Below are 19,711 nucleotides of genomic sequence, written 5' to 3'. Positions count from 1 at the left end.
TCTACTCCTTCCGGGTCTCCTGACCATGTGTTTGTGGATTGGGTTCCATCCCTCGGGGAAAATGGTAGGACTCCCCATAACCGGTTGGCAAGTGTAAATCGTTGCCCTGTTTGCTTGCCTGGCAATTATTTACTCTCGACTCGCAACCGAACGGGTGGACATTCATGGACGGCCAACCCCGCCTCGGGCACCCGGCAGGCGCCCTAAACTGTGCTGCCGCCCGGGCTTCAAAAAAAAATGACGACCTCCCCGGGGCGCAGGTCGCATGGCTAACAGGGAATTATTGTTCTTGACAACCTGACGTGTTGTTATAGCCTCCCGGGTAGGGGATCGTGTCCAATGCCGCATAGGCACAAAGCATGTTTGGTACCAGCCGCAACCAGGGGAAAATTCCATGAGTGACCTGATGTCGGAAGTCAATCAGAGAACCAATCTTGCTTTCAGCAATGAAATGGAGATGCTGACCTTCTATCTGACAGACGGTCAGCTCTATGGCCTTAATGTTTTTAAAATCATCGAAATCCTGGAATGCCCAAAAAACGTTACCCGCATTCCTCAATCCCACCCGGCGATCAAGGGAAACATCGATTTCCGGGGCTCGGCCATCTCCCTGGTTGATCTTTCCCAGGCCCTTGGGCTCGAACCCATCGATTTTGGCAACGTCATCAGCTATGTCATGGTGTGCGAATACAGCACATCGACTCAGGGATTTCTGATCTCCCAACCCAATCTGCTGGTCCACAAAAGCTGGGATGACATCATCAGTCCAGAGGGAGAGGTCTACAACGACAGTTTTCTCACCGCCATCACCTATGAAGGAGATCAACCGATCCAGATACTGGATGTTGAGAAAATATTAAGTGAAATCATAGGTATTGAAGATAAGGTCTCCGAAGACCTGCTGGAGAGGGCCAACCAGATCGTGCGTATCGAACACCACATTCTGGCCGTGGACGACTCCCGGGCCGCCCGCCAATTGATCGGCTCGGCGCTCGATCAGATGGGCATTCGGCACACCCTGGTGGAAAATGCAGATAAAGCACTAAAAATATTGGAGAAATCAGTTGAGGACGGGGGACGTTGCCCCTTCACCCTGATCTTCTCCGACATCGAGATGCCGATCATGGACGGGTTCACCTTTACCCGGAAGGTTAAATCCAACCCACGTCTCGCCAAAATATATCTGGCTCTGCACAGTTCGTTGAGCAATCAATCGAACGCCTACAAGGCCGAACAGATGGGGGCCGATGATTTCATTCCAAAATTCCAGCCGGATCGTATTGCGCAGGCGATCCTGGAGCAATTGGCGAAAGCGGATATGAATGCTCAGGCGGAGGCATAGCGGTTGGCATGACCACCTGGTCGGGTCGAAGCGTGGTGTGAGCAATGAAATCGGCATATTGACGGTCCTCGATCAGGATATGCTCCACGAGCCAGTTCCGGAAAAACTTGATAAAATCGTCGCTGTTTTTCCATGCGTCCCTGGTCATGGCCTCCAGCATGTGATCCAGGTCCAGGACCAGTTTGTTGTGGGACTCCTGGTGTTTTCTGGCCTCCGGGTACCCTATCTGAAACAAGATCCTCTCCTCCGACCTGAAATGAAACTCTGAATAATCCTTTAAAAAGCCTGCGACCTCTTGCAGCACGGCGGGGGGCTCCGCACTCTTTAATCCAGCATAGAGTTTGGCACCCATTTGAAACAGCTGCTGATGATGGATATCGAGATCGCGCACGTCCACGTTGTACTCCTCGTACCACTGAAATTCAATATCGCCCCCCTGCCTGGCGTTCAAAAACAGCTCTTTTCGTTTTTCGTGGGTTTCGAACACTTTCCATTGGATGATGGGTACATGCCGCAGGGATTCCCACGGTATCTCGTAGAGAGTGACAGATTTTTCAGACCAGAAGTGAAAGATGGCCGGCGTTTCGTAAACGGCTGTCTCTTCATTAAAGAAATCGCCACATTCAAGAACCTCCATGACATCGAGTCCCAGCCGCCGTTCCAGGCGTCCCTGGGCGATAACATAAATATGTTGCGCTCCGACGTTCTCCATGGCTGTACCCGCCTTCAAGGTCCGGGTAGTGGTATCCTTGGCGATCTGATTGCAAACCGGATCTGAAATACCCGTACTGAAGAGCCAAGCCTCTTTTAAAGGTTCACGAATGTTCATCAACTGGGCAATTTCCTGGTCCAGGGCGTTGTTGTTGATGAATTGTGCGTGCAGAGGCACAGGGATACGCAAGGCTTGCACAAAACTGGCCGTCCGGAACGTATGTGCGGATGGTATCTGAAAGAAACCGGGTATCTCCCCAACCAGAGTACCGGCATAAAGCAGGCCATGCGCCCCATGCTCGGATTGGATGGTTTCGACCGTACCGGAAAGGATGAGATACAGATTTTCCGGAATCTGTCTGGCTTTGAGAATAATGGTTTGCGGATTGAACTCCACACGAGGGTTGTTCAACAGTATGGCCAGTTGGTGCATGGGTACGGCAGGAAAGTAGGAGCGCAAGAAACCTGAAGCAAAGGCCCCCCAGTAATCCTGATAAGCCGGAATCAAAAGGTCTACGGTTCCAAAAGGGGCGCCGGAACCAATCTCTTTTTCGTCGTCTGAAAGAGGCAGGGCTGTATGGGCAAGGATCAGCTTTCCGGAGGTATCATCGCGAAAATCTTCAGCAACGCCATGAATCATGCCCCGGCCAATGTCCAATTTCTTGATATCCACCGGCAAGGCATAGTCCCGCCGCACACGTTCCAGAAGAGCTGGACCCAGGGGGTCATCCTGCGCGACGACGGTTTCCGGTTCCGGCGTGGTCATCTCCTGCAAAAGTTGCAGGGAAATGGTGTCGGCCAGGTGGGCAAACGAACGGAAGCTGTTTTCCCATGGGGTGCGAAAATAAAATACAGTGGTCTCGACAGGGTGCGGAGAGTAGATGGGCTGGACCTCCAGTCCGTCCACCTGGTTCCATCTCCCGGCCTCCAAATCGTGTACGGCGAAAAAATCCGTGAAGCGTGCGGGATCCATGCCCACCAGTGCAGAAAGCTTCAGGGTGACCGACCTCCGAACCAATGGTGTCGCGTAATATTTAATACGGTGATCGGCCCGCAACAAACTTGTCAGACCGGCCATGTGGTCATCGTGAGAGTGGGTGTGAAAAATGCCGTCCACCTCGTTGATACCGATGCCAAGTGCCAAAAGGGTGTTTTGAATGTTGGGACCGGCATCGATGAGATAGATCCTGCCCTGGAAAACGATGACACTCCCCATGCTGGGCCGATTGATATCCCATCCATCCCCCTCGCCGGAGTGAATAATTGAAAAGTAATCACGGGAAATTCTGTGGAAATTCAATGGATAAGGTGACTCGTAATACACCTGTGGGGGCAGTTGCAGATCCACGGCAACCGTTTCATCCCGGTAACTGAACTCGTATAGATTAACCCTTAAGCGGCGGATAAACAGACCATTGCGAATCTCCACCGGATGGTTGCCAACGGTGCAGATATCCAAAAATTCCTTGGGAGAGCGAATTTTGCCATAGGCAAATTTCATCTTCAGGGCCAGCATCTCCCGGGCGATGGCGGGAGTGGCCCCGGCGGTCAGCATCTCCTGTTCGGTCACCAGACCATAACTGCCCCGATAAATGTATTGCATCTGGGCGCTGACCTGTTCCCTGAGGCCGATCAGCAAGGGTTTGACGCCCGAATTGTTGGGGTGACCGGGTATGATGATACCCTGCCGATAAAGCATCTGGAGGACGGGAAATTCGGCCAGATTGGCAAAATCACCGTTTTGCACCAGGCTGTCTGCCAGCAGGATGGCGTTGGGGCCGGTCTCAAAGGTAACGCCATTTTTCTCTGCGGAAAGGATCAGACCTCTCCTCATCAGGTGCTTGATACTGTCAGCCGGGCACCCACACAAGATACGCATGTCCGCTTCAGGTGCTTCCACCCAATCAATGCCGGTACTGACCCGAATTTTTTTCAGATACCCCACTTGCATTCTCCTGTGGTTCCATAAAGCCGAGCGGTCATGGGTGCACTCCGCATGGATCGGTAGTCATCATAAGGTCGGGTCCATGGGGCGCGCATTTCTGGGCAGATGATGCCCGAGGAAGACGGATTTGAATCGTTGATTCATCCAGACCGGTGGCCGGCGCCAGGAGAATGTTGCCTCCCTGGGCTTCAACGATCAGCTTGGCCGAATAGGTTCCCAGACCGGTTCCAGATTTTTTCCCATGGGTCACCCCCCGGTCAAAAAACCGGTCGCGAATCGCCTCCGGCACCCCCCCACGATTGTGGATGGAGACGACGTTCATGCTCTCCTCCTCCCACATGGAGAGGGTGACCGACCCTCCCATCGGAGAGGCTTCCACCGCATTCCTGACCAGATTGGCCAGCACCGAGTAACAGAGCATCTCCTCGCCCATGACCAAAAAACGGTCGTTCTCCCCAACGGGGAAGGTGTTGAGAAGCACGACGCTCGTGACCCGGAAGGTACAGAAAAGGGTATCCAAATCCTGGCGAACGTTTTTCATGGTGGCAATCAAGTCCACCTCCTTGGGCGTCAGGTGATAGGTTCCCTGCTCCATGCGATAAAGCCCCAGGGAGAGGTTGATCATATGGAGCGCCCTGTAGGCGTCCTGCCGGATAATCAGAAGGGATTCCTTGTGCTCCGCAGCGATATCGTCGGCTGCCAGGAGGAGTTCCGTAAAGCCGATGATGCCGTTCAAGGGTGATTTCATATCGTGCCGGGTGATCTGCTCGACTTGGCCACGTATTTTTTCCGCCTCGGAAAGGGCCTGATTTTGTCGAGCGAGTTGCCGCAAGGTAGCTTGGAGATAGAGGTGATTACCAACCCTGGCCTTCACCACGGCGGCATTGAAGGGTTTGGTGACGTAATCCACCGCGCCGATCTCCAAACCCATCTTTTCGCTCTCCGGTTCTTCCAAACCGGTGATGAAAACGACGGGAATCGAACGGGTCGCTGCGTCGGCCTTCAGCCTGCGACACACTTCAAAACCATCCATTCCAGGCATGAGAATATCCAAAAGAATCAGGTCAATCGGCTTGCTTGATGCTGTTTCCAAAGCGGAGGGTCCGCTGGTGGCCACAAGAATTTTATAATCACCCGAAAGAATGGAGATCAACGTCTTGATGTTGGCGGGAACATCATCAACGACCAGAATGGCCTGCTTTTCAGAACGGATGGCTGTATCGCACTCCATGGCGGAACATCCAGCGCTTCCCATAAGGATCCCTCAGTAAAGTCATGTTATATTTTTTATCGAACACACGAACAAGGTCCGTCATAAGAATGATGGACGTCTGGTTGCCAGAATCCATCTTGATAAACCGTCAAAAGGAACTCAGTTCGACCATGGTAATGTCATCCATTTGTGGTGTGTCTTTACGAAAATTTTTTAGATGATCTTCCAGGATCGACAAAGGTTCCGTGTTTCTAAAAATTTGCCGCAAAACATCAATCAGACGCTGCGACCCAAACATCTGGCTGTCAGCGTCCATCATCTCGATGATACCGTCAGAAAATGCAACAATACGCTCTTGCGGAAGAAGGGTTGCCGATTGAATGACATTCGACGTCTCAACTTCAGGCAAGATACCCAAGGGAAAGTATTTGGGTGGAATCTCTTCGACTGCAAAATCTTGTCGAAAAATCAGCAGAGATGGCATCCCGCCATTCCAGACGCGAATCTGCCGAAAATCATGTGTAAGTTCAATAAATATGGCAGCAAGAAAAAGATTATGGGGAAGTTTTTTATAAAGTTTTTTGTTGATTTCCTGGAGAATCTCCTCCATGGAAAAATTTTTGATTGTCATGGCGTGAAAGATATCCACCACCATGGGGCCACCGACAGCAGCCGAAAGGCCATGTCCGGTGAAATCGCCGAGGAAGACGTGTAAAACGCCATCATGGCGGCGTTCGGCCAGCAGAATATCACCCGTGGTTTTCTCCACGGGCGTTTCCAAGGTGCGGATATGGGGGTCACTGGCCGGAGCGAGGGAACTCCGCATCCTGAGGATGATGTTTTCGACCATGCTGCGTTCAATCGAGAGCAGTTCCTTTTGAGTACGCAACTTGGTCACAGCGGATTGCAGGGAGATATGGGTTTGCACACGCGCCCGGATAATGGGGGGACGATAGGGTTTGGAGATATAGTCAACCCCGCCCACCTTGAAGCCGTAGGCCTCATCCTTTTCTTCATCCAGGGCGGTGACGAAGATGACGGGGATATCCCAGGTCAATGCATCTTCCTTCAGGCGCCGGCACACCTCGAATCCGTCCATCTCGGGCATCATGACATCCAACAGGATGAGATCCGGTTTGGGATGAGCATGGGCCAACTCCAGGGCTTTTTGCCCACTCTTGGCGGCCATGACGACATAATCGCCCTGCAACAGGATGGTCAGGATGCGCAGGTTGTCCACCACATCATCAACAACAAGAATTCTGGGTTTTTCCGGACGAATGGAGTTATCCATGTGAATGGTTGACACCCTGCTCTGAGTTTTTCAAGCGACAGACGACATCCTGAAGCAATAACCGTGCAGCATCCGTTTCAAATTGGGAAAGTTCGATGTGGATCTGATGCCCGGATTTTTCAAATTTTGTTCCCCTGAACAGGCTTACGAGCTCCTCGGAAAGCGTATGGGATTTGGCTACGTCCAGATCGAGGCTGGTCAACAACGCCTCGACCAGCTCGCCAGCACGCCTGATATCGAGTGACAACATATGGGTCTGGTGATTATCCAGGAACAGGGATTCGTTCGCCAAGGGAGAAAAGCCAGCACGCAAACCGGTCATAAGTTCCTGGAATCGGGCTTCAAGGACGGCCATGGCCAGTTCCCGCTGACCTTGTTCAGGCTGGTCCAGACTCACCAGGAAAGCATCCACGGCATGTTGGAGGGGAGATGCGCCGATGTGACCGGCCATGGTTTTGACCAGTTGGACATGTTGACGAACCTGATCGATAGCCTTCCCTTCCCAAGCCTGGTGGAGAATGTCAATGAACGCAACATGGCGCTCGCGAAATTCCAGCAAGAGCCGACGGAACAGACTGACATCCCCATCCGCCAGATGCAACCCGGCCTGCATGTCAACTCCTGGCAGATACCAGTCGTTGCTCTCCAGGAAAGTATGGGCCGCAGAGTGTTGGGTTGAAAAAGTATGACTGAGTTCAAAAAGATCGGCCATGCTGTTCAGCAGGTTGGAGGCGATGACCGGCTTGAACACCAAGCCGCAGGCCTCCTGGTGATCCAAAATTTTTTGGACCTTGTCCCGATTTCGGGTAGAGACCATGAACAAAACGGGCACATCCTTTTGGGTTGGAATTTCACGAATGCGTCGCACGGTTGCAAAGCCATCGGTATGGGAGGCATCCATATCCAGAACGAGAAAGGAAAAAGGGGGGGGGATTCCCATATTTTCAGCAGATTCCAATCCGTCCCAGAGATGGGAACCGGTGGTCATGAGCGTCGTCTCCATGCCATGAAAATTCAACAATTCCTTGATGGTTTCCCCCACCAAGGCACTCTCCTCGATGACCAGAACTCTCCGGTGGCGCAGGGATGCGAGTCGTGATTTGTCAACCGGGCAGGACGTAGCATCAGAAAGGCCGAACCAGGCGGTGAATTGGAACGTGCTGCCATGGCCGGGGTGGCTCTCCAGTTGAATATCTCCCCCCATCATACGCACCAGTCTCTCACAAATGCCCAAGCCAAGTCCCGCACCACCATAACGTCGGCTGCGTGAGTTGTCCCCCTGGCTGAAGGAATCGAAAATCCATGCCCGGCCCTCGTCCGGAATGCCAATGCCGGTGTCGGTAATGGCAAAACGCAAAGCCATGCGCTCCTTGTTGCGCTGGCATGGTTCGATGGTGATGAGAATATGGCCTTTCTTGGTAAATTTCAGGGCGTTTCCCACCAGATTCGCCAGCACCTGCCCCAGGCGTTGCGGGTCGCCAAGCAGTTCGGCAGGCGTGGCAGGGTGGACCCGGAACACAACCTCCAGACCTTGGGTATTGGCCGAGTTGATTGTGGCGGCAAGGTGTGACAAAACGTCGTCCATCTGGAATGGAACAAGGTCCAACGTCATCTGGCCAGCATCGATCTTGGAAAGATCCAGGATATCGTTGAGTATCCCCAGCAAAGAGCGTCCTGCCTCCTGGACCCGTTTGAGATAATCCCGTTGCACGGGGGGCAACTCGCCCTGGGACACCAAGTAACTGAGATTGATGATGGCGTTCAGCGGAGTCCGGATTTCATGGCTCATATTGGCCAGAAATTCCGATTTGGCCCGATTGGCTCTTTCCGCCTCCTGTTTGGCCTGCAACAGACGATCTTCCATGATTTTGCGCGGGGTGATATCCAGGTTTGCGCCAACCATGCGCACCGGAGAACCATGCGCATCGCGTTCGATGACCCGGCCCCGGTCCAGAATCCACATCCAACGGCCATCGCGGTGCCGCATGCGATGTTCCAGGGAAAAATGGTCGGCATGTCCTTGAAAATGGTCCCTGACTGCCTTCTCGAACCGGGTCAGATCCTCAGGGTGGAGCAGGTTTTGCCAGGTTGCCAGACTGGAATGGATTTCGTGAGGTTCAAAACCGAACATACGCGCCCAGCGTGGGCTGAAATAGACGGTTCCACTGGTGATATCCCAATCCCAAACCCCTTCGTCGATGGCTTCCAGGGTGTTTTTCAGGATTGCTTCGTCATTCTTTCGATTCGCCTCCACGAGGGCCTGTTCGGTTTTTTTGACATGGGTGATATCCACGTGCAGACCCAGGACGCCGACGACACGATTCTCCGCATCCAACATGGGCGCTCTGCTGATTTGGAACCATCGTTCTCCAAGGTTGGAAGAAGTTATTTTGACTTCGCTGACCAGTTTTGACTCTCTCCGTTCCAGAATGGCGAGGTCATCAAGCCGGTATCGCGGGGCCTCCTCATGCCAGGGCAGATCCATGTCACTGAGACCGAAAATGGCCTGGGAATCTTCCAGTCCGTTCTCCTGCGCGAAACATGGGTTGCAACCGAGGTAGCGCCCAAACGCATCTTTCCAGAAAATCCCGGTGGGCATGGCGTCGAGTATCTGGCGCAGGGTGCGGCAAGATACCTCCAATGCTCGAATTCTCTCCTCACCCTGACTCTCCAGAAGTCGGTGGGCGTCCTGCATCGCCTCTGCCGAATGGTTAAAAACATCGGCCAGGCGTGTGAACTCGTCACTCCCGTCCAGGTGAACCCGGGTATCCAGATGACCCGCAGCCAGTTTGGTCGCTGCATCCGTCAGGCGTGCAACACGCCGGGAAATGTAGCTGTGGAACAAGAAACCGGATCCCAGGGCCAACAAGGAGACGAACAGGAAAAATGTCAGGAGCTCCCACCAGGAGAGATTTTCCTGCCGAACGGCCAGGGCCACCAGACATGAAGCCCATGGCAGATGAAAGAAAAAGGTGGCCCGCAGGGACAATGGTAAAAAAAAGTTCATGGACATGCTTTCGACAAGGGCCGGAACGTCATCCAGGAGGCATGGCTCCGGAAGGCGTCAACAGGGAGGAAAATCCACCCCGGTCCCATGGTAGCCCGAGTGATCGAAAAAAAAGAACCCAAAAAAACGATTGCCAGACCGGGATGATTGCGAGAACCAAAAAAAAATTTGTTGTGGCATAACTGCACCACGGCCACTATAGTGAGCCATTTCTGCACTCTGCGGAACCCGACAACGCTCTGGAGCTTGTTGCCAAAGGAATTCGTCTTGACCATCTCCCCATCTCTGGCCCATGTCAGGTTTTTGGGAATCTATCGGGTCACCCGGCGCCTGATGAAATATTATCCGTGGCATCTGCCCGGTTTGATCGGGGTTATGGTCATAGGTGGATTTTTGGAGGGTTTTGGGGTTGCCCTTCTGGTTCCGATCCTTGATCTGGCCATGGCCAAGCCTGTGGAAGTCCAGGGGATCAGCGGCATTTTTTTAAAGCTTTTTCAGGCCTCCGGCATCTCCCTGACCCTGGTATCGGGCCTGGTATTTTTCCTGTTCGTCTTTGCCATGCAGGTCGCAACCACTTTTTTTCGCGAACGGATGTCGGGATGGTTGTGCGCCCGTTTTCTGGGAGAACTTCGTCACCGGCTCTTTCAATCCATCTTCGCGGCGGATTGGCCGTTTTTTACGACTGCCAAAAAGAGTGACCTGGCCAATACCCTGACCGATGAAGTGACACGCGCTGTCAACATGCTGCTTTATTACTCCCCGCTGATCAGCAACATGATTACAGTTATCATTTATGCCGGGGTCGCCTGTCTTGTCTCCTGGCGTCTGACGATCGGCGTGCTGACCGTGGGAGGAGTCGTCGTATTTTTCATGCGATCCCTGTTGCGGCGTGGCCTGAATATTGGCGAGGAGATCACGCTGCGGAACACACATTACAAAGGAATCATCCTCGAATACATGGACAATGCCAAGATTGTCAAGGCTGGCGCCATGGAAAAACTGGCCGTGCAGCAGGCCGACCAGGCCTCGGAAAAGGTCGCCCTCGCCTGGTTCAGCACTGTATCCCTCCCCGCCTTGAACCGGGCCGTTTTTGAACTGGTCACGGTCAGCCAGCTTTGCCTGGCCATTTACATCGGCGTTGCACAGATCGGCATGGACCTGCCAAGCATATTGATCCTGCTCTTTGTATTCTACAGATTCATACCACGGTTTCAGCAATTCATTCATCTCTATTTTGCCGTCATGGCCAATCTTCCTGGATTGGAAAATGTCGAGGGGGTGTTGGAAAATGCCCGGAGACATCAAGATTCCTGGCGTCCTGGCCAGGGGGTGGCTTTTCGAGGCATTCAGTCAGGAATGCAACTGCGGCAGGTTTGTTTTTCCTATGGAGCAGGAAGACCGGTGCTGTCCGACATCGATCTCGACATCCAGCGTGGCGCCACCGTGGCCCTGGTTGGGGGATCGGGAGGTGGCAAGAGCACGTTGATGGATCTGATCATGGGACTCCTCCATCCCGTCAGCGGTACCATTCTGCTGGACGGGCAGCCGTTGACCAACTACGATCCTGTCGATTGGCGTCGTGCCATCGGCTATGTGTCCCAACAAACTTTCTTGCTTCACGACACCATCGCCGCCAATATCGGCTGGGGTTCACAAAATCCGCAGGACATGGAAAACATTCAGGAAAGCGCTCGCAAAGCCCAGGCTGACACGTTCATTCAGCAACTTCCCGCCGGGTACGATACCCTCATCGGGGACCAGGGGGTGCGCCTTTCCGGTGGCCAACGACAACGGATCGCCCTGGCGCGCGCCCTGGCCCGACAACCCGAATTGCTTGTCCTGGACGAAGCAACGAGCGCCCTGGACAGCCAATCCGAAGCTTTGGTACAGCAAACGATCGACCGGTTGGCCAAAACCATGACCATTCTCCTGATCGCTCACCGTTTCTCGACGGTTCGCCAGGCTGATGTCATCATCGTGCTGAAGGAGGGCCGCATCGTTGATCGGGGATCCTGGGGTGAGTTGTCCAACCGTCCCGGCTATTTCCTGGAATTGTTGCATCAACAACAGAACGTCGATACCACAGGGGCCGACCAGCATCATGATCCTTGAACATGTAGAGAAATCATGAGTATCCTGAACAGGCTGCGCGAAAACATCCGATTGGTTTCCTCAACATGTCCGGGCCTGCCGGATCGTCTCAAATATTTGTCCTGTATGTACTGTGCCAAATATCCATGGACAAAGTGGCTGTTTGGTTTTGCTTGGCAAATCAACTTCCGGTACCCCCATCCGGTGGGTTCCCTTCGGTTGCTGATTCGCAACAATCTCGGTGCGGATGCCTTCATACTCAGTGAGGTTTTCCATCATCGCTATTATGATCTGCCCTTGCCGTTCGTGCCCGAAACCATTTTGGATCTGGGAGCCAATACGGGCCTGACGATGATTTATTTTTCCCGGGCCTACCCCAAGGCGCGTGTAGCTGGCGTGGAACCCATTCCGGAAAACATGGCCGTGCTCCGGGAAAACCTGCGCCTGAATCAAGTGGACGCCACCCTGTTTCAGAGTGCAGCCTCGGTGCATGACGGCCATGTGGAGATGGAGATCGCCCGGCGCGATTTTGATCACCGTGTCCTGGAAACAACGCACCCAGAACGATTTACAGGCCGCACCATGAAGATCGAGTCCATCTCTGTGGAGAGTATTCTTGAGCAACTGAAGTGGAAGCGTATCGGCCTGCTCAAAATGGACATCGAAGGACACGAAAAGATATTATTGAAGAAAAATTGCGCCTGGTTGAATCGTGTGGACGCTCTGTGCGTTGAGTGCCATGACGGTTTCGATGAAGCCGACCTGGTGGAAATATCCAATAAATGGGGCTTCGCTCTCCCCCAAAAACTGCCCATCTTGCTCCTGGTACGTACCGGGTTCGCTGCCGGGCCATCAACACAGGATCCATGACATGCTGGATCAAATCACCCCGGTCATCCTGACCTGCAACGAATCTCCCAACATCGGGCGAACCCTGGAAAAGCTGTGGTGGGCCTCTCGGGTTGTCGTTTTGGACAGCTTCAGCACCGATACCACCCGTGACATGGCTGTCTCCTTTCCCAACGTCGATTTTCACCAGCGCTTTTTCGATACCCATGCACAGCAATGGAATGTCGCGATCCACGACATCATCATCGAAGAGGATGCCTGGATTTTGGCCCTGGATGCGGATTATCAGGTATCGGAAGCATTGACCCGAGAGCTGACCAAATTACGTCCCTCGGCCAAAACAGTTGGTTATATGGCCAGGTTCCGCTACTGTATCGACGGCAAACCGCTGCGTGGCACGCTCTATCCGGACAAGGTCGTCCTGTTTCGCCGCTCCTGCGGTCGCTACTACCAGGATGGCCATACCCAGGCCCTGGCCATCGATGGCCATGTGGAGTTCCTGCGGCACCCCATCGATCATGATGATCGCAAATCGTTGAGCTACTGGCTACAGGCCCAGGACCGGTACATGCGCCTGGAGGCGGATCACATCCTCTCCACACCCTGGATGAAACTCTCCTGGCCAGACCGGTTGCGGCGCCTCTGTTTTGTAGCGCCCTTTCTGGTGTTGATCAAATGCCTGTTATTGAAGGGGGGCATCCTGGACGGGCGTCCTGGTTTATATTATGCCGCCCAAAGGAGCCTGAGCGAAATATTGCTGACCCTGCGCCTGCTGGAGCGGCGTATGGGACTTGAGGATGTCACACCCCCATGAATTGATAGATGAAATCATCATCCAAGCGCCGTTGCCCTCGACCCTTTTCCCCTGGCCGGAGCCAAGTCTCTCTCGGGACTGACACTGGATCTCCAAATGGTTGGGTGTGCGGATGGTCACCTGTGCGATGCCACCCACTCCAGCAGGGCGTCATTCATGCGTGTTTGCCAGCCTGGACCTGTAGCCTTGAAGAACTCTACAACATCCGGCGAATACCGCACGGATAACAGAATCTTCTTATCAGGGGCAACCGGCCTGCCTCGCAGGGGGCGCATGGCCCTAAACTCATCGTCAGTCGGCACATACGTGTCTGGATCCTCTGCAATGCCACGGGCGATAGCTTCCTCCTCTTCAGAAGTGGGAAGGATGAATCCCATGTATGTCTCTGGCATAACGCTTAACCTCCCGTTTGTTCGCTTTGCGCAAGCTAATAATTCTTCTGATATTTCAACGGTCTACAAACACGACGCAGTACAGCCTGTTCCCTTTTGGTGCGTAGCCAACCTGGCGAGGCTCCCCGTAGTCGTGCCGGTAATCCGAAGTGGCAAGAAGTCTCTCCCAATCAAGATCTATCGCGCCGCGCAGGGACTCCCCATGCTTCATGCGATTGACCCTGTCCTTGGCAGAATCAAACTCAATCTTTATGGGACTTATCATAGCTACAATAAAATAATCCGTCAACAATACCTTGACAAATCCCAACTACCTACAACGTGCTTCATCTTGCATCTGCAACAATCAGGTAGGCGTTACCTCGCATCAATGCCGGGAGTTCGCATGAGGAACCAGTTTCCCATCACCAGAATGTCCATCCGGGTCCGCAGGAAGCACTCCAGGGCTTCACTGGGTTGGCAGACAATGGGTTCATTTTCATTGAAGGATGTGTTGAGAACAATAGGAACCCCGGAAATATCCCTGAAAGTGGAGATCAATCGGTGGTAGAGGGGGTTGGCGGTTTCCGCTACCGTTTGCAACCGACCTGAGCCATCAACGTGAGTCACGGCTGGAATGAGGGGCCGTTTCTCGGCGCGAATCTGGAACACCTTCATCATGAAGGGAACATCATCGTCCGTTTCAAACCATTCGGGGACGGCTTCGCGCAAAATGGCCGGGGCAAAAGGCCGAAAGGACTCCCGCCGTTTGATTTTGCAGTTCAGAATCTCCTTCATGTCGGCCCGCCGGGGATCACACAGGATGGACCGGTTGCCCAGGGCCCGTGGTCCCCACTCCATACGCCCCTGGAACCAACCCACAACCTTCCCATCCGCGATAGCCTGGGCAGTGCGCGTCAACAGCTCTCCATTTTCCAACTTGACGAACGTACACCCCGCAACATTCAGGGTGATGGTGTGAGTCAGCAGCAGGTGTGCATGGTCGTCGTCGGTGTAGGATGGCCCCCAGTAGGCGTGGAGCATGGGTTCAGGCCGCGCTCCCCCAAACCGACCACACCAGACCGCCCATGCCGCGCCAATGGCCCCGCCGGCATCACCCCCGGCTGGTTGGATATATGTTTTTCGGAAGGGGGTATGCTCATGGATTTTTCCATTGGCCACGGAGTTCATGGCGCACCCTCCCGCCAGGGCCAGGGTCTCCAGGCCCGTCCGCCTCTGCAAGGCCTGCAAAAGGTGAAACAACGCCGTCTCGTACATGGCCTGGACAGAGCGGGCCATGTCCTTATGGCGAGCAGTCAACACCTCGTCAGGTTGCCGCCGAGGACCAAGAAACTTTTCCAGAGAGGGTGAAAACAGATCTCCAGAGGTCGGGGCGCCATGGTCCCACTCGTAGTGAATGTTCTCCCGATGATGGCGGAAAAAATCGAGGTCCAACGTGTATTCGCCGTTGGAGGAGATGCGGACGATACGTTGCATGGCATCTTTGTAGGTCGGCTCGCCATAGGGAGCCAATCCCATAACCTTGTACTCATCGCCATAATGTGGGAAACCAAGATACTGGGTCATGGCCTGATAAAAGATGCCCAGGGAGTGCGGAAAATTGATCCGGCCAAGGATGGTGATTTTTTCCGCTTCGCCCACCCCCCAGAGTGCGGAGGCATAATCCCCGAAACCGTCCACGGAGAGGATGGCAGCCTCCGCAAAGGGAGAAACGAAGAAAGCGGAGGCCATATGGGCCAGGTGGTGCTCGACTCTCTGGATTTCCCCGGCAAAGCGGGCGTTGGGGAAATGCCGCTCCAGTTCATTGAGGATGACGTGCCGACGGCGGGCATTGCGCAGCCGGGAGAGAACAAAACCGGGATCCGGTGAGTAACGCAGAACGTGGTCTATTTTTCGCAGCAAGTTGGCCTTCGGGTTGCTGTTGATGGCAATCACATCCACTTGTTGCAGGGAGATTCCCCCCTCGCTCAGACAGTAGCGGATGGCCTGGGAGGGAAAACCGGCCCAGTGCTTGATGCGGCGGAACCGCTCCTCCTCCACGGCAGCCAAAAGCCGACCGTCCACCACAAGCGCAGCGGCGGCGTCGCCATGATAAGCGTTCAAACCAAGAATAATGGCCATGACAATGTACCGGTCAGGTTGTTGATCCACGCCACTCTTACGTGCCAAGAGCGCCGGACGGAAGGTGATCTTGCCATGTGCCACCTGCATGCATACTCTTGACCAAAAAAAGTAACCGTTGATTCGTTGCCGGGTGACGCATAGTGAACAATAATTTTCCCCATGGAATGGAGCCGATGTGAATGCAATCGCCAAGAGAGATGACCCAGCAACCATCACCTCTGTCTCCATTCACTGCAAGGGCCATCTTAACATTCAGGCGACCCACACCAAAACCCTGGAGTTGACCACCGATCTGGATGTGACGCAACGCGGCAGCTGCATTGTTGGCGTGGCCGCTCAATATGATGCCGATGCCTTGGCCTCGTTGCGGGGTCCAGTGTGCATCACCCTGCGTTGCGGAGAACAAATCGACACCTTGTTTGCGGTCGTCTCACCTACCTTCAAGCCAGGAGATCCCCTGATCATCCGGCGCCACCCTTTGCCACAGGGAAACACTTTTGCCCATGCGGCCACCAAGTCGGCACGGGATTTGGACCGGGCGTTCATCGACAGCCTCAGGTTGCCAGGGGCCAACGTGGTCATGGATGTTGAACCTGTTCGCCTGCCGGAAGCAACTACAATCCAGGGAATCTTGTATGTCGTTTCCCTGCCTATCGGCAATTCCCTGGATCTCTCGCCACGTGCCCAGGCCACCCTGGCCGGGGTGGACCGCATCCTGGCTGAAGACACCCGCACAGCAGATGCCTTGTTAAAATCGTTGGGAATTCGTAAACCACTCATCAGCTGCCATGATCAAAACGAGGAGGAACGCGCCGCCCAGATGGAGACATGGTTGCAACGCGGTGAACGCCTGGCGCTCATATCCGAGGCGGGAACACCGGGTTGTGCCGATCCAGGCTATCCGGTGGTGCGTCGTGCCGTTCAATTAGGCGCCCTGGTCTCTCCCGTTCCAGGTCCAAGCGCCATTCTGGCTGCCCTGGCCATATCCGGCCTGCCCAGTGATCGTTTCCTGTTTCTGGGATTTCTGCCCCGGACACGCGGCAAACGTTTATTGCTTTTGCAGGAGATTGCCCTGGCGTCCACCACAACCGTGGTATTTGAAACACCGCACCGACTTCTGGAAACCCTGGATGATCTCCTGGCCACCCTGCCTGAGCGGGATATGGTCATCACCTGCAATCTGACCCGGCCCAATGAAATCGTGGTCAGAGGCCAGGCCGACACGCTCAGGCAACATTTTCGGGATCAGGATGCGGTGCGGGGAGAGTTCACCCTGGTCATTGGCAAGGCCCCCCCCCGCCAGGAGAACGCCACAGGAGAGGAGCAGGATCGGTTGCTGACCGAGTTGTTGCGTTCAGGTTGCCCCCTCAAAACCCTCTCCCAGGCCCTGGCCGTCACCCAGGGCATCCCGCGCCGACAGGCCTTTGAACGGTTGCTGGCCCTCAAGGGGGCCACCCGCAGTAGCTCGGACGCCGAGTTCGATGACCAGGATCTCTCGTAGACTGCCTCGACCGAGCCGCTCTCCCCAGGTGGTGCGGATGGCCCGGTCTGCACTTCCGGCAAGATCCCAGCGCAGGAGATTCAATCCTGCCTGATGAAAACCGTCCCGCAGGCGGGCATCCTCTCCTGCGGTATTCATGGTCGGCAGAAGCAAACGCTCGCGCAGGGTCTCCTCCCGGAAGGTGTGGAGATTCAGCCGGATCAGCATGCGTCCATGAGATTTCAAAGGCATGGCCATGCGGCGCAATACCTGGGGGTCTCCCTGCACGATCCCACGCAACAAGGCACCCCATGGACAGTTGATGGTGACCCGGTCGACGCTTTGGGCCAGCGCCGCCTGCAGGAGCAGGGCGTCGGTCACCCACAACAGCAGATTGGGCGCCCCTCCCCGCGCCGGCTTGCGGGCTGCCTGGTTGGAGACCCTGACCATGTTGTCCGCAACCAGATCCACGCCGACAAAGAGAGTGTCCGGATCCAGTCGTGCCTGGTGCAGCACGAAGCGTGCGTCGCCGCATCCCAGATCCATGGCAACACTGGCGCATTGGCGCAGGCGTGAGACCAGATCGGCGAGCGGCACCAACCGTTCGCGCCCCCGTTCCAGAATACGTGCATTGGGCGTTATCAAGTTGGCAGACCCATCCACCGAGCATCTTTCGAAAGATCCAGGCAGGCGCGCAAAAAATTCACAAAACTTACATGCCACCAGGGAGGAGTCTCAGCCCAATATGAATGCGCCATAAACAACAACCTTACGTTTCGGCACGTCGATATGGTACAGAGCCTTGCTGATCTCCTTCCCGTGTTCGGTGTCGGTTGCAAAGTAGCTTCCCATGCTCCCACGGTTGCGAATAGCCGCTTGGATGAGCGAATTCATGAAGTTGATGGCAGCACCATCCTGGAGCGCGGCCACTTTGTGGCCAACGTTGCTCCCGTCTTCCGGATCGATCACCCAAGTTCCACGGTGGTTGATGACCTTCACGGAAAACTCCCCACAACGGAAGCGGGCATCCTCTTTCGTAATCACCTGCTTTGCCGCCTCGACACCCAAACGTTCAACGATCTCCGACGCAGCAAGGACGGCCTGCTCGGCGGTGGCTTTGGAACAGGATTCGGCCCGGGCGTGACCTGGTGCGACAATGGCCAGAAGGACGCCAAACGCAGCAATCATTGCGGCTCTTTTTTGATTCACGGGTGCCACTCCTTGTCACACAGGTAGATGTGAACTCCCTTTATGCCAACACCAGAGAGCTTCCGCAGGCGGCCCGCTCGACCACCAGGACTCCCGGCAAAACATTCCCATTGGAACCTCATCCCCTTGGCCGGATTCTCCTGGATTTCGCCGCAACCGTCCACCGGAATTTGGTCGGGAATGCCTTTTTGGACATTCAGGTTCAGACGCTCAGTTTCTGGCGGATGAACCGCCCCTCCCGGGCATCAGGGGCCCAATCGACCGCAAACCCGGCGCGACCCATGACGACTCATGCGCTCAGCCCTGATCATCAGGACCAAACCCCTATGAATGCCGACCGCGTTGTCTACTCCACCCGTTGTTCAACAGGAGTTGCCCCAGCGCCGTTTTGCACAGCCGCCCGCAACGCCGGAACTTTATCACGGGAACGATCCGAAGATCGACTTTGCTGCGCTGGAATCCGACGGATATGCTGCGATTGGCGTGTCCAGCTACAATGGTTCGCGAGGCTCGGACGATGATGCGTTACAGCAAGGTAAGGATGTAGGCGCTGGTGGGCTACGAGATTCCTTGGCTGTGTGACCGTAACCAACCAAAAAGGGACACTACCCAGATCCGCAACGGTCATCATGGGGTCACCTGCTCCAAGGCTCTGGCCATGCCATGATCCAAGGTCAACAGTCGCAATCTCCAGGTCAAGGCTGTTGCAGCAATGATGGCGTCCGGTAGTTTGAACAAACCGGAACGACGCAAGCGGATAGACTGCTGCTCGATAGCCTCGTCCAGCAAAACGACCCGGCAGTCGTTCAGGAATGCCTGGATGCGTGCCTCCTCGGTCTCGGTCAGACCGGGAAAGCCCAACAACTCCATGCGGGTGATTTGACTCACCGCAGAGTGGTTCAGCATGAGTCCTTGGTTTTCTGCCAAAGCCACGGCATCGGCATGCCCTTTAAGCAGCCCGATCACCAAGTTGGTATCCAACAGCCAATTAACGCCATTCATCGCGCATCGCATCTTGAATGACCACAGGGTCGCCGTTAAAATGGGGTGAGCCTTGCATCGTCCCCACATGTCTGCGCCAACTCCCTGATTCGTCTACAATCCGCGCATCGACCTCCACCGCTTCCAGGGGTTCCAGAACAGTCAGCACGGCTCGATGCCAACCCCGCAATACCAAAGGTTCCCGCAATCGGATCTGTCCGTTTTCCCCAACTTCGGCTTCCACTGCTTTCAGCATGGT

The 19,711-nt window shown here is 54.8% G+C and carries 15 protein-coding genes; 5 read left to right on the top strand and 10 right to left on the bottom strand.

The genetic code is table 11. The features are described from left to right. The first annotated feature begins 394 nt into the window (after positions 1 to 394). The gene (locus HQL63_01130) at positions 395 to 1,342 is read left to right on the top strand and encodes a chemotaxis protein CheV (GenBank protein MBF0175442.1); all 948 of its coding nucleotides are present in this window, start codon (positions 395 to 397) and stop codon (positions 1,340 to 1,342) included. Here the strand turns inward: HQL63_01130 and HQL63_01125 are convergent. The 4 genes from HQL63_01125 to HQL63_01110 form a co-directional block, all read right to left on the bottom strand. Next, a complete protein-coding gene (locus HQL63_01125; protein MBF0175441.1) occupies positions 1,254 to 3,998 on the bottom strand; it encodes a bacteriohemerythrin in 2,745 nt (914 codons plus the stop codon). The genes HQL63_01130 and HQL63_01125 overlap by 89 nt on opposite strands. A gap of 34 nt (positions 3,999 to 4,032) precedes the next feature. Further along, a complete protein-coding gene (locus tag HQL63_01120; protein MBF0175440.1) occupies positions 4,033 to 5,229 on the bottom strand; it encodes a hybrid sensor histidine kinase/response regulator in 1,197 nt (398 codons plus the stop codon). Positions 5,230 to 5,359: 130 nt separating this feature from the next. Next, positions 5,360 to 6,505 carry a SpoIIE family protein phosphatase gene (locus HQL63_01115; protein ID MBF0175439.1) on the bottom strand — a complete coding sequence of 382 codons (1,146 nt, stop codon included), beginning with the start codon at positions 6,503 to 6,505 and terminating at the stop codon, positions 5,360 to 5,362. Further along, complete coding sequence (locus HQL63_01110) at positions 6,498 to 9,512, bottom strand: PAS domain-containing protein (GenBank protein MBF0175438.1); 3,015 nt, start codon at positions 9,510 to 9,512, stop codon at positions 6,498 to 6,500. The genes HQL63_01115 and HQL63_01110 overlap by 8 nt, the downstream gene beginning before the upstream one ends. A 267-nt stretch (positions 9,513 to 9,779) precedes the next feature. Between HQL63_01110 and HQL63_01105 the strand changes: the two genes are divergently transcribed. From HQL63_01105 to HQL63_01095, 3 genes are read left to right on the top strand one after another with little or no spacing between them, the layout of a single operon-like run. Next, positions 9,780 to 11,624, top strand: a complete 1,845-nt coding sequence (locus tag HQL63_01105; protein ID MBF0175437.1) for an ABC transporter ATP-binding protein — start codon at positions 9,780 to 9,782, stop codon at positions 11,622 to 11,624. 15 nt (positions 11,625 to 11,639) lie between these two features. Continuing rightward, the gene (locus HQL63_01100) at positions 11,640 to 12,473 is read left to right on the top strand and encodes an FkbM family methyltransferase (protein MBF0175436.1); all 834 of its coding nucleotides are present in this window, start codon (positions 11,640 to 11,642) and stop codon (positions 12,471 to 12,473) included. A 1-nt stretch (position 12,474) separates the two neighbouring features. Continuing rightward, positions 12,475 to 13,266, top strand: a complete 792-nt coding sequence (locus HQL63_01095; GenBank protein ID MBF0175435.1) for a glycosyltransferase family 2 protein — start codon at positions 12,475 to 12,477, stop codon at positions 13,264 to 13,266. Positions 13,267 to 13,382: 116 nt separating this feature from the next. On the opposite strand, the gene HQL63_01090 is transcribed toward HQL63_01095, so the two are convergent. From HQL63_01090 to HQL63_01080, 3 genes are all read right to left on the bottom strand, one after another. Next, positions 13,383 to 13,658 (bottom strand): BrnA antitoxin family protein, encoded by a 276-nt coding sequence (locus HQL63_01090; GenBank protein ID MBF0175434.1) that lies wholly within the window; start codon positions 13,656 to 13,658, stop codon positions 13,383 to 13,385. A gap of 55 nt (positions 13,659 to 13,713) precedes the next feature. After that, complete coding sequence (locus tag HQL63_01085; GenBank protein MBF0175433.1) at positions 13,714 to 13,911, bottom strand: BrnT family toxin; 198 nt, start codon at positions 13,909 to 13,911, stop codon at positions 13,714 to 13,716. 104 nt (positions 13,912 to 14,015) lie between these two features. Continuing rightward, the gene (locus tag HQL63_01080) at positions 14,016 to 15,779 is read right to left on the bottom strand and encodes a carbamoyltransferase (GenBank protein ID MBF0175432.1); all 1,764 of its coding nucleotides are present in this window, start codon (positions 15,777 to 15,779) and stop codon (positions 14,016 to 14,018) included. 178 nt (positions 15,780 to 15,957) lie between these two features. Between HQL63_01080 and rsmI the strand changes: the two genes are divergently transcribed. Then, positions 15,958 to 17,283: a 16S rRNA (cytidine(1402)-2'-O)-methyltransferase gene (gene rsmI, locus HQL63_01075; GenBank protein MBF0175431.1), complete on the top strand. Its 1,326-nt coding sequence runs from the start codon at positions 15,958 to 15,960 to the stop codon at positions 17,281 to 17,283. 714 nt (positions 17,284 to 17,997) lie between these two features. Here rsmI and HQL63_01070 read toward each other — a convergent pair. From HQL63_01070 to HQL63_01060, 3 genes are all read right to left on the bottom strand, one after another. Beyond that, positions 17,998 to 18,471, bottom strand: coding sequence for a hypothetical protein (locus HQL63_01070; GenBank protein ID MBF0175430.1), 474 nt, complete (start codon positions 18,469 to 18,471; stop codon positions 17,998 to 18,000). A gap of 627 nt (positions 18,472 to 19,098) precedes the next feature. Beyond that, the gene (locus HQL63_01065) at positions 19,099 to 19,473 is read right to left on the bottom strand and encodes a type II toxin-antitoxin system VapC family toxin (protein ID MBF0175429.1); all 375 of its coding nucleotides are present in this window, start codon (positions 19,471 to 19,473) and stop codon (positions 19,099 to 19,101) included. Beyond that, complete coding sequence (locus HQL63_01060; protein ID MBF0175428.1) at positions 19,460 to 19,708, bottom strand: hypothetical protein; 249 nt, start codon at positions 19,706 to 19,708, stop codon at positions 19,460 to 19,462. Before HQL63_01060 ends, HQL63_01065 begins: the two co-directional genes overlap by 14 nt. Between the last annotated feature and the right edge of the window lie 3 nt (positions 19,709 to 19,711).

Source organism: Magnetococcales bacterium, from assembly GCA_015231175.1.
Classification (GTDB): Bacteria; Pseudomonadota; Magnetococcia; order Magnetococcales; family DC0425bin3; genus HA3dbin3.
The sequence above is the reverse complement of the archived record's forward strand: the minus strand, read 5'-3'. Positions and strand labels throughout refer to the sequence as shown.

Excerpts from the sequence above, each read along its gene's own strand:
- HQL63_01130 (MBF0175442.1), top strand. The coding sequence starts at position 395 with ATGAGTGACCTGATGTCGGAAGTCAATCAGAGAACCAATCTTGCTTTC.
- HQL63_01120 (MBF0175440.1), bottom strand. The coding sequence starts at position 5,229 with ATGGAGTGCGATACAGCCATCCGTTCTGAAAAGCAGGCCATTCTGGTC.
- HQL63_01115 (MBF0175439.1), bottom strand. The coding sequence starts at position 6,505 with ATGGATAACTCCATTCGTCCGGAAAAACCCAGAATTCTTGTTGTTGAT.
- HQL63_01110 (MBF0175438.1), bottom strand. The coding sequence starts at position 9,512 with ATGAACTTTTTTTTACCATTGTCCCTGCGGGCCACCTTTTTCTTTCAT.
- HQL63_01100 (MBF0175436.1), top strand. The coding sequence starts at position 11,640 with ATGAGTATCCTGAACAGGCTGCGCGAAAACATCCGATTGGTTTCCTCA.
- HQL63_01095 (MBF0175435.1), top strand. The coding sequence starts at position 12,475 with ATGCTGGATCAAATCACCCCGGTCATCCTGACCTGCAACGAATCTCCC.
- HQL63_01090 (MBF0175434.1), bottom strand. The coding sequence starts at position 13,658 with ATGCCAGAGACATACATGGGATTCATCCTTCCCACTTCTGAAGAGGAG.
- HQL63_01080 (MBF0175432.1), bottom strand. The coding sequence starts at position 15,779 with ATGGCCATTATTCTTGGTTTGAACGCTTATCATGGCGACGCCGCCGCT.
- HQL63_01065 (MBF0175429.1), bottom strand. The coding sequence starts at position 19,473 with ATGAATGGCGTTAATTGGCTGTTGGATACCAACTTGGTGATCGGGCTG.
- HQL63_01060 (MBF0175428.1), bottom strand. The coding sequence starts at position 19,708 with ATGCTGAAAGCAGTGGAAGCCGAAGTTGGGGAAAACGGACAGATCCGA.